This window comes from uncultured Corynebacterium sp., assembly GCF_902489365.1.
In the GTDB taxonomy this organism is placed as follows: Bacteria; Actinomycetota; Actinomycetes; order Mycobacteriales; family Mycobacteriaceae; genus Corynebacterium.
Genome location: NZ_CABTZR010000079.1, coordinates 1 through 9670, shown reverse-complemented (window position 1 = coordinate 9670; position 9670 = coordinate 1). Strand labels below are relative to the sequence as shown.

9 protein-coding genes are annotated in these 9670 nt (G+C 63.5%); 4 read left to right on the top strand and 5 right to left on the bottom strand.

Annotated elements, in window-relative coordinates; translation table 11 throughout:
- The coding region (locus RDN59_RS10060) for a phosphoribosylaminoimidazolesuccinocarboxamide synthase (protein ID WP_308607719.1) at nucleotides 1-611 on the bottom strand (611 nt) is incomplete at its 3' end.
- A gap of 66 nt (nucleotides 612-677) precedes the next feature.
- Here RDN59_RS10060 and RDN59_RS10055 point away from each other — a divergent pair.
- The gene (locus RDN59_RS10055) at nucleotides 678-1484 is read left to right on the top strand and encodes a serine/threonine protein kinase (RefSeq protein WP_308607718.1); all 807 of its coding nucleotides are present in this window, start codon (nucleotides 678-680) and stop codon (nucleotides 1482-1484) included.
- Nucleotides 1484-2752: a hypothetical protein gene (locus tag RDN59_RS10050; protein WP_308607717.1), complete on the top strand. Its 1269-nt coding sequence runs from the start codon at nucleotides 1484-1486 to the stop codon at nucleotides 2750-2752. The genes RDN59_RS10055 and RDN59_RS10050 overlap by 1 nt, the downstream gene beginning before the upstream one ends.
- 166 nt (nucleotides 2753-2918) lie before the next feature.
- On the opposite strand, the gene purB is transcribed toward RDN59_RS10050, so the two are convergent.
- Nucleotides 2919-4358, bottom strand: coding sequence for an adenylosuccinate lyase (gene purB / locus RDN59_RS10045; RefSeq protein WP_308607716.1), 1440 nt, complete (start codon nucleotides 4356-4358; stop codon nucleotides 2919-2921).
- Between the two features lie 39 nt (nucleotides 4359-4397).
- Nucleotides 4398-5672: a phosphoribosylamine--glycine ligase gene (gene purD / locus RDN59_RS10040; RefSeq protein WP_308607715.1), complete on the bottom strand. Its 1275-nt coding sequence runs from the start codon at nucleotides 5670-5672 to the stop codon at nucleotides 4398-4400.
- Nucleotides 5673-5706: 34 nt separating this feature from the next.
- On the opposite strand from purD, the gene RDN59_RS10035 reads away from it, so the two are divergent.
- Nucleotides 5707-6135, top strand: a complete 429-nt coding sequence (locus tag RDN59_RS10035; RefSeq protein ID WP_046649286.1) for an HIT family protein — start codon at nucleotides 5707-5709, stop codon at nucleotides 6133-6135.
- 3 nt (nucleotides 6136-6138) lie between these two features.
- Here RDN59_RS10035 and RDN59_RS10030 read toward each other — a convergent pair whose 3' ends face one another.
- Together RDN59_RS10030 and RDN59_RS10025 are read right to left on the bottom strand one after the other, a co-directional pair.
- Nucleotides 6139-7593 carry a HAMP domain-containing sensor histidine kinase gene (locus tag RDN59_RS10030; protein WP_308607714.1) on the bottom strand — a complete coding sequence of 485 codons (1455 nt, stop codon included), beginning with the start codon at nucleotides 7591-7593 and terminating at the stop codon, nucleotides 6139-6141.
- An 11-nt stretch (nucleotides 7594-7604) separates the two neighbouring features.
- The gene (locus tag RDN59_RS10025; protein ID WP_308607713.1) at nucleotides 7605-8309 is read right to left on the bottom strand and encodes a response regulator transcription factor; all 705 of its coding nucleotides are present in this window, start codon (nucleotides 8307-8309) and stop codon (nucleotides 7605-7607) included.
- A gap of 183 nt (nucleotides 8310-8492) precedes the next feature.
- On the opposite strand from RDN59_RS10025, the gene RDN59_RS10020 reads away from it, so the two are divergent.
- Nucleotides 8493-9670, top strand: a 1178-nt coding sequence (locus RDN59_RS10020) for an MFS transporter (protein ID WP_308607712.1), incomplete at its 3' end; no start/stop codon positions are given.

Sequence of the window (9670 nt, the reverse complement as noted above, 5' to 3'; positions counted from 1 at the left end):
TCGACGCCAAACTCGAACTTCGTATCCGCCAAAATAATGCCCTTCTCCTCGGCGATGGCGGCGGCCGTAGCGTAGATACGCAGGGTGGCTTCGCGCAGCTCTTCGGCGCGTTCGCGGCCTAGCTTCTCCACAACGACATCGAAGGAAACGTTCTCATCGTGGTCGCCCTGCTCCGCCTTGGTGGCCGGGGTAAAGATGGGCTCGGGCAGGCGGGACGCCTCGGTGAGTCCCTCCGGCAGCTCGACGCCGCACACGCTTCCGGATTCCTTGTATTCTTTCAACCCGGAGCCGGTCAGATAGCCGCGGGCGACGCACTCGAAGGGCAGCATATCGAGCTTCTGCACGACCATGGCGCGGCCGAGTACCTCTTCGGGGATGCGCTCATCATCGAGCGGGCCGGCGAGGTGGTTGGGAAAATCAATGACGTCGAAGAAGAACTTCGAGGTAGCCGTGAGCACGCGGCCCTTGTCCGGAATGGCGGGCTCGAGCGCATGGTCATAGGCGGAAATGCGGTCGGAGACCACCATGAGCAGGGTGTTGTCGTCGATTTCGTAGATATCGCGCACCTTGCCGGAGGCGATGTGGGTATAGGAAGAAAGTTCTGGACGCATGACAACCATCCTAGCCCCGTCTACACTGCATCAAGATACGTCCCTATCCCGAGGAGTTAGACCATCATGCGCACTCGCGTGACCTCTCTTGTGACCTCTGCTGCGCTGGTGTGCGGCGCCCTGTCTGTGCCCGCTGCGCACGCAGCCGACGTCTCCGTGCGCGAGTCCGCGCACGGCCAGTGGCTGTGTTCAATGTCGGCGTCGGCGTCGGATCGAGAGCTGGCTCGCGACGTTCGGGCCGGGTACATTGCCACGATCAAGGCGACCTCGGAGCAGATTCAAGCGCAGTTCCCGAAGCTGGATTTCTCCGCGTACACCTCGCGCGACATCAGCAAGGCACCGGGTTATGCGGCGACGGTGGCCGCGCTGAGCAAGGCCGGCTACACGGGTGCGGATATGCTCATCATCATGGTCGGCGCGTCCGCGCCGGAAGAGCTGGTGGCGGATGAATCGGTGCTGCTGCCGGAGGACGCCGAGTACTCCATCAACGCAGCGGCGGCCCGGGCCGAGAAGGGCCCGGCTCCCCTGCTGTCGACGGGCAGCGACTTCAGCTCCACGCTGCGCGCCGCCCTAGCGGAGAACCAGGCACAAGAAAAGGAAGCCGTCGACGCCTTCAACGCCGCCCAATCGCAGTCCTTCGCGGAGTGCGTAGAGGAGCTGCGCGGGCGCGGCGCTCAGGAGGGCATCCAGCCGGTGCCCGAGCTGCCCATTCCGGGGCAGACGACGCAGCAGCAAACCTCGTCCACGGGGGCGGCGGTCCTCGGCGTCATGACGGTGCTCACCGTGCTGGTGATCGGCGGCTACCTCGCCTCCAACGGCGCCTCCTTCGGCGGCTTTGAGCTACCAGTTCTGCGCCTCCCCGGGATGGCCTAATGGCTGAGAGCGACCCCGAGCTAACCGTCATTACCGGTGAGGAAGGCGCACTCGTTATCGGCCCTGAATCCGAGCTGAAACGGCTTTCCGACAAGGCAGAGCTCTCTGCTGTCACTCCCCAGCTCCTCCGCCGCGCGAGTCAGGTGCTCGCAGGTATCGAGGACTACCAGAAGGAATCTGGACGGTGGCTCAAGCTCGATGCTGAGTCCGCTGCGTACCTCAAGCGCATGGGCATCAAGCCGGGAGATATCCGCGCCGGTGTTGTCCGCACCAAGGATGTCGGCCGCGGCGTTGCTTCGCGCAATGGTGGAAGCCTGCTCAAACACCTGCAGTTTGAGAAGGCCGGCCTGCTCACGCCGGCCGCTCCGATGGTCCTGGCGTCGATGATGCAGCAGGCGGCCGTCGAGAAGCAGATGGAGCAGATGCAGGCTTACCTGGAGCATATCGACGCCAAGCTCGATGAGGTGCTGCGCTTCCAGCAGGATTCGCTGGCGGGTGAGATTGATGGCCTCGCGGAGATCTTGGCGGAGGCCGCCCTCGTCCTGGAGGACACCGCTGAGGTGACCGATACGCAGTGGGCGACCATCGCACACCTCACTGCGGACCTGGCTAAGCTGCAAGGCCAAGTACTGCGACACCTGCGGGCCGTGGCGGAGAAAATGGCGAGGTCAAAGACGTCGCCGGGGAAGGTGCGCGCGACCTTCCAAAAGACTAACCACGACGCAGGCTTGTGGTTCTACGAGCTTGCCCGTACCGTGCAGCTGCAGAACCAGATGTACGTGCTTCAGCTCAGCCGCGCCAATGCCGTGGAGGGTGAGGTGGCCAAAGACTACGCTGCGGCTGTTGCTCGGGCGCGGCAGAGGCGCGCCACTCGTCTGCTGGAAGACCTCACCAGCATCGCCCACATTGCCCACGAGCTGGGCAGCTTCTCGACGCTACGCAAAGCCATCGACTGGAACTCTCCCCGCGCCGTAGCGGAGGTCAACCACTTCTTTGCCCAACTGCGTGACTTCGCCGACGCTGCCAACCTTGCCGTCGAAGGAACCGAGGGCTTAGAGCCCGTCCGGCGCATCGATGCCTTCCGCGAGCTGACTGCCTCCAGCACCAACATGGCCCGCGAAGCCGCTGGTGTTGCGCAGCAGCGCACCTTAGAAGCCCGCGAAACCGTAGCCAACCGCGCCCGGCAAGCCTGGGGCACAACCCGCAGCGCCCTCGAGGCCGCGACGAAGGGCGCAGACAACGCGCCGGATAAAGCAGAAGGTGACTAGATGGTCGTTTCGATCAAATAAGGGCCAGAAAAATTCGATCTGGGCAACCTTATTTGATCGAAACGTACATGGACCGGGCCAGCGCGGTACGTTTTCGTAAATAGCGCCCTGAAAACTCACGTTTGAGAGGGCTTGTCTGCGAAAACGTACCGCCAAGGGTGGGGAGCTAGAGGATCTCGCCCGGGGTGTAGGCCGCGGCCTTCGGATGCTGGTCAACAATCGCCTTGATGCGGCCCAGGATCTGGCTTACCTGCGATTCGGCAGCACCGATGAAGGCGTGTTTGTCCGACAGCGCGGCCTCGAGGGCAGCGGCATCGAGCGGCAGGCGCTCATCGGCAGCCAGGCGCTCAATGAGGTCCTGCTCCCCGCCATTCTCACGCATGTTGAGCGCCACGGCGACGGCGTTTTCCTTGATGACCTCGTGCGCGGTCTCACGGCCCACGCCCGCGCGCACCGCCGCCATGAGGATGCGGGTGGTGGCGAGGAACGGCAGGTAGCGCTCCAGCTCGCGGTCAATCATGGCCGGGAAAGCACCGAACTCGTCGAGCACGGTGAGGAAGGTTTCAAACATGCCGTCGATAGCGAAGAAGGCGTCGGGCAGCGCCACGCGGCGCACCACCGAACAGAACACGTCGCCCTCGTTCCACTGCTGGCCGGACAGGTCCGCCACCATCGTCAGGTAGCCGCGCAGAATGACCTGGAAACCGCCGACGCGCTCGCAGGAGCGGGCATTCATCTTGTGCGGCATCGCGGAGGAGCCAACCTGCCCCTCCTTGAAGCCTTCAGTGACGGTTTCGTTGCCGGCCATGAGGCGGATGGTCGTCGCCAGTGAGGAGGGCGCAGCACCAAGCTCCACCAGCGCGGACACAGCATCAAAGTCGAGGGAGCGCGGGTAGACCTGGCCCACCGAGTTGAAGACTCGGGAGAATCCTAGGTGATCCGCAATGCGGGTCTCCAGCGCGGCGAGCTTGTCTTCGGAGCCACCCATGAGGTCGAGCATGTCCTGCGAGGTGCCCATCGGGCCCTTGATACCGCGCAGCGGATAGCGGCTCAGCAGCGATTCCACGCGCTCGATGCCGAGCAGCAGCTCGTCGGCAGCCGAGGCGAAACGCTTACCCAGGGTCGTGGCCTGGGCGGCGACGTTGTGCGAACGACCGGCCATCACCAGCGTCTGGTACTGCGCAGCACGCTCACCGATGCGCGAGACCACCGCGATGGCCTTATCGCGGGTCAGCTCCAAAGACCGCAGGATCTGCAGCTGCTCCACGTTCTCCGTCAGGTCACGCGAGGTCATCCCCTTGTGGATGTGTTCGCAGCCGGCCAGGGCGTTGAACTCCTCGATGCGCGCCTTGACGTCGTGGCGCGTCACGCGCTCACGCTCCGCGATGGAGGCGAGGTTGACGTTCTCAACCTGCGCCTCGTAGGCGGCGATAGCCGAGGCAGGGATGTCGACGCCAAGATCCTTCTGCGCCGTCATCACCGCGATCCACAGCTGGCGCTCCAGAATAATCTTGTGCTCTGGGGACCAGATTTCAGCCATCTCCGGGGAGGAGTATCGAGCGGACAGGACGTTGGAAATGTTCTTCTTTTCAGCCACGTCGCTCATTATTCCACGCCGCGCCCGAAAGGCGGCATTATCAGCGGATTAGATGCTGATTTCGCCCTTTTCCGCGGGCAGAGCAATGTCCGTGCGGAAGAAGCTGCCCTCCAGTTCGATGCCGCCGAGAACCTCGTAGGCGGCCGCGCGGGCATCGGCGAGGGTGGCACCACGGCCGAGAACGTTGAGGACGCGCCCACCGTTGGAGACGTAGCCGCCCTCCCCCGTGGTGGTACCGGCGTGCAGAACCCGGGTGGGATCATCAAGGTCCGGCGAGGCAATCGGATCGCCCTTGCGCGGCGAAGCCGGGTAGCCCTCGGCAGCCAGCACCACGGTGACGGCATAGCCGTCTTCCCACTCCAGCGGCGCCAGCTCCGCTAGCTGTCCGGTAGCGGTGGCACTCAAAACCTCACCCAGGGGAGACTTCAGCAAAGCGAGCACCGCCTGCGTTTCCGGGTCACCGAAGCGGGCATTGAACTCCACCACGGCTGGGCCTTCCTTGCCCCACGCCAGGCCGGCGTACAGCAAGCCAGAGTACGGGGTGCCGCGCTTGACCATTTCCTTGGCCACGGGGACGCAGACTTCGTCGACGATGCGCTGGACGCCGTCGGCAGGCAGCCACGGCAGCGGGGTGTAGGCGCCCATGCCGCCGGTGTTGGGGCCTTCATCGTTGTCATAGGCGCGCTTATGGTCCTGCGCCGGGAGCAGCGGGACGACGGTCTCGCCGTCCACCAAGCAGAACAGGGAGACCTCCGGGCCGTCGAGGAAGGACTCGAGCAGCACTGGGTTACCCACGGCATGGACCGCATCGACGTGCGCGCGGGCCGCGTCGCGAGACTCGGTCACCACGACGCCCTTGCCGCCGGCCAAGCCGTCGTCCTTAACCACGAAGTGCGGGCCGAAACGATCGAGGGCGGCCTCGATGTCCTCATCGCTGGTGCCGGGGGCGAGCTGCTCCGCGCGGGCGGTGCGCACGCCGGCGGCCGCCATGACATCCTTGGCAAATGCTTTGGATCCCTCGATCTGTGCCGCGCTTGCCGACGGCCCGAAGACCGCAATGCCGCGCTCGCGCAGAGCATCCGCCACGCCTTTCACCAGCGGCACCTCTGGGCCGATGACGACCAGATCCGCGTCAATATCAACAGCCAGCTCCGTCATACGCGCAGGATCGTCCACCTGGGAATACTCCGGGTGGATGGTGGCCTGCATCTTATGCGCCGGGGAACCCGGTGCGATGTGCAAATCGGTAACAGAGGGGTCAGATTTAAGGCCAGTGAGCAGGGCGTGTTCGCGGCCGCCCGAGCCAATAACGAGAATGCGCATGCCGTCTATCTTAACTGGCGGTAGCCTAGGGGCCATGTCTTCCGTATTTACAAAGATCATCGAGGGCGAGCTGCCTGCTCGCTTTGTGTACCGCGACGAGAAGTGCGTGGCGTTTTTGTCCATCGAGCCGCTGCGTTATGGCCACACCTTGGTGGTGCCGGTCGAGGAGGTCGATAAGTGGACTGACCTCGATTCAGAAACCTGGGCACACCTCAACGAGATCGCTCTAGAGATCGGTGGCGCCATCAAGACGGCCTTCGACACCCCGCGTACGGGCTACATCATCGCTGGCTTCGACGTTCCTCATACCCACATCCACCTCTTCCCCACCGAGAAGATGGAAGACTACGACTTCGCGAAGGCCTTCGCAGCCGACGCCACCGACCCCGCCGCCATGGACGAGGCCGCCGCGCGCATCCGCCAGCACCTCGGCACGGATGAGGATGGCCGCCGCGACAGCTAGGCGTTAGCTGCCGTCGGTTGGCGCTTTGGGCAGGCAGATAGTGAAGACCGATCCGCTGCCCAGCTCCGAATCCACGGAGATTGAACCGCCGTGCTGCTCCACGAGCGACTTCACGATGGCCAAGCCCAAACCAGAGCCACCCGTATCGCGGGTGCGCGAGGTGTCTGCACGGTAGAAGCGCTCGAAAATATGGGCCGCGTCTTCGGGGGAGATGCCTTTGCCGTCATCGGCGACGTCGATAAGCACGTGCTCCTCGTCGTCGCGCAAGGTGAGCGTCACCGACGCCTCCTCGCCGCCGTGGCGGATACCATTGGACACCAAGTTGAGCAGCACTTGGTGTAGGCGGTCCGCGTCACCGTTGACCATCGGAATCCCCGAGGCCTCATTATTGACGTTGATGGTGCGGCCCGCAAAAGCCGCCCGCGCCGAGGAACCTACTGACAGCACAAGTTCCAGCATGTCTACCTCGCGCATATCCAAGCGCGAGCCCTCCGCGCGCGTCAGGGCCAACAGATCCTCCACGAGCAACGACATGCGCTGCGACTCGGCATCGATCTTGCTGAAGACAAACTCCGCGTCCTGGGTAGCCCCCGAGCGGTACAGCTCCGTGTAGCCGCGCAGGCTGGTCAGCGGCGTGCGTAGCTCGTGGGAGGCATCGCCGACGAAGCGGCGCATTTGCTGTTCTTTTTCCTGCGCATCGACAACGGAATTCTGCAGCTGCCCCAGCATGACGTTGAGCGCCGCAGCGAGCTGGCCTACCTCGGTATGTAGTGGCCACTCCGGCACGCGCTTGTCCAGGTTGCCGGCCGCGATTTGGGAGGCCGTTTTCTCGACCACCCGCAGCGGCCGCAGCGCCCGGTGGATCAGCCACATGCCCACCACCGCGATGATCAGCATGACCAAGGCCGCGATGATCACCTGGACAATCGCCAACCCTTTCAGGATGGAGTTCTCCGTCGTCATGTCTTTGGCGACGACCACCACGGAACCATCCCGTTGGAGCTTGGCCACGGCCCGCCATTCGGTCTCGCCCTGAATCGAGCGCACGGTGGTGGGTTCCCCGCCGACGATCACGTTGCGCGCATCGGGCAATGCGGCCATCGGCCGCGTGGTCACCACGGAGCCATCGGGATAGTACGCCAGCGCCACATAGTCCGTCGGGGGTCGGCGGCTTCCGTCCTGCGGCATATAAAAGGACTCGTCGAGGTTGCTGGCCCAGGAACTATGGGCGTCGTTAAGCTCGGTGTCCACTCGGGTGTAGAGCACGTTGCGCATAATCGACGACACCGCCAGGGAGGACATGGCTAGGCCGAGCCCCGATACCAGCACCATGAGGACGAGTAGCCACGTGCGCAGGGGCAGCGCTTTGGGGCGCTGCATACGCCGGCGCGGGGCTTTCTCCCGCACCAGCGTCACCCCGGATTGTGGGGCCTGAATATTCGCGGTGGGTTCGCTCATAGTGGATGAGCCTACGAGCGCGGCATGCGCAGCACGTAACCGACACCGCGGACGGTGTGAATAAGCGGGGTATCGCCGGTATCAATTTTGCGGCGTAGGTAAGAAATGTAAGACTCCACCACGTTGCCGTCACCACCGAAGTCGTAGTGCCAGACATTATCCAGGATCTTAGACTTGGACAGCACGACCTCGCGGTTCTGCATGAGGTAGCGCAGCAGGTTGAACTCAGTGGGCGAAAGCTCCACGATCTCCCCTGCCTTGGTGACCTCGTGGGTGTCATCGTTGAGGGTGAGGTCGGCATAGGTCATGGTGGCGTCGCCGCCCTGGTCATCCACCGCGTTACCGCGGCGCAGAATCACGCGCAAGCGGGTGATGACCTCTTCCAGGCTGAAGGGCTTGGTGACGTAATCATCCGCGCCAATGGTCAGGCCGTGGATGCGCTGGTCCACGCTGTCCTTGGCAGTCAGGTAGAGCACGGGGCCGTCGAGACCCTCTGCACGCAGCTTGCCCAGCAGCTCGAAGCCGTCCATGCCCGGCATCATGACGTCCATGATGTAAGCGTCTGGATTGATCTCACGCGCGATGCGCAGGGCCTCATTGCCAGAATTGGCGCTGTGTACGTCGAAACCTTGAAACTTTAGGGAGACGGTGAGCAGCTCAACGATATTGGGCTCGTCATCGACGACAAGTACCTTGACGTCCTTTGAATCATCCATGGTCCCGCTTTGGTCCTTTCTCCGCTTCTCCTGACGCCAGGAAGCGCCAAGGGATATCTCATTCAGAATGAGAAGTATTGCACTCTGCCTTCCAAGGGTACTGAGCGGAGTCTGTACGTGCGCTGTGAACCGAGGGGGCGAGACCGCTCCATTGGGCGAATGTTTTGCCTACGATAATGAAGCATGACGCATGACTCGAAGCGCACTGACCGGCTCACCGTGGCTGCCTGGGCCCTGTGGGACTGGGGTTCGGCCGCCTTCAATGCGGTGCTCGTGACGTTTATTTTCTCGGTCTACCTCACCGACTCGGTGGGCCAGCAGATTGATTCGCAGTTCACCCCGGCACAATGGTTGTCGTGGTCCATGACGGTGGCGGGTCTGGTGATTTTTGCGGTGACCCCCGTGATGGGCCAGCGCTCTGACCGGTTGGGCACGCGGCGTCGCGCCCTGGGCTTCTGGTCGCTGCTGACATTCCTGGTCATGGGCAGCCTGTTCTTCATCCGCAATGACGCGCCCGCGTATTTCTGGCTGGGTCTTATCGGCTTGGCGGTAGGTTCGGTGACCATCCAGTTCGCGGAGGTCAATTACTTTGCTCAGCTCAACCAAGTGGCCACCGAGGACAAGGTAGGGCGAGTCTCCGGCCTGGGCTGGTCAGCAGGCTATTTCGGTGGCATCGTGCTGCTGCTCATCTGTTACTTCGGCTTCGTCTCCGGCGAGGGCGGCGGCCTAGGACTATCCACGGAGGGCGGCTGGAATATTCGGCTCGTGGCGCTGCTCGCTGCGGCCTGGTTTGGGCTGTCTGCTATCCCCGTTCTGCTGCGCGTGCCGGAGATTGCGCCTTCGGGTGAATTGACAGGCGGCGTGGCCGCGTCGTACCGCGAGCTATGGCGCACGGTGCACACGCTGTGGCGGGAGGATCGCAACGCCTTTGCCTTCCTCTTTGCTTCGGCCATCTTCCGCGATGGGCTCTCGGCCGTGTTCAGCTTCGGGGCGGTGTTGGGCGTGTCCGTCTACGGACTGTCTCCCGGAGACGTCCTCATCTTCGGCGTTGCCGCCAACGTTGCGGCCGCGCTGGGCGCCGTGGTGGGCGGGCTGATCGACGATCACGTGGGCCCCAAAGCCATCATCCTCACCTGCCTGACAATTCTCACTGCAATGGCTAGTGTGATGTTTTTCGCGCACGGCCCCACAGCCTTCTGGATCTGCGGGCTCATCCTCTGCCTGTGCGTGGGACCAGCCCAGGCTTCCGCCCGCGGTTTCTTGGCGCGCGTTGCCCCGCCGGGACGCGAAGGCGAGATGTTTGGCCTCTACGCTACGACCGGCCGAGCCGTAGCGTGGTTGACGCCTTTCCTGTTCGGCGT

Coding starts and splice junctions, on each gene's coding strand:
- RDN59_RS10025 (WP_308607713.1), bottom strand. CDS start 8,309: ATGGATGATTCAAAGGACGTCAAGGTACTTGTCGTCGATGACGAGCCC.
- RDN59_RS10035 (WP_046649286.1), top strand. CDS start 5,707: ATGTCTTCCGTATTTACAAAGATCATCGAGGGCGAGCTGCCTGCTCGC.
- RDN59_RS10030 (WP_308607714.1), bottom strand. CDS start 7,593: ATGAGCGAACCCACCGCGAATATTCAGGCCCCACAATCCGGGGTGACG.
- purB (WP_308607716.1), bottom strand. CDS start 4,358: ATGAGCGACGTGGCTGAAAAGAAGAACATTTCCAACGTCCTGTCCGCT.
- purD (WP_308607715.1), bottom strand. CDS start 5,672: ATGCGCATTCTCGTTATTGGCTCGGGCGGCCGCGAACACGCCCTGCTC.
- RDN59_RS10050 (WP_308607717.1), top strand. CDS start 1,484: ATGGCTGAGAGCGACCCCGAGCTAACCGTCATTACCGGTGAGGAAGGC.
- RDN59_RS10055 (WP_308607718.1), top strand. CDS start 678: ATGCGCACTCGCGTGACCTCTCTTGTGACCTCTGCTGCGCTGGTGTGC.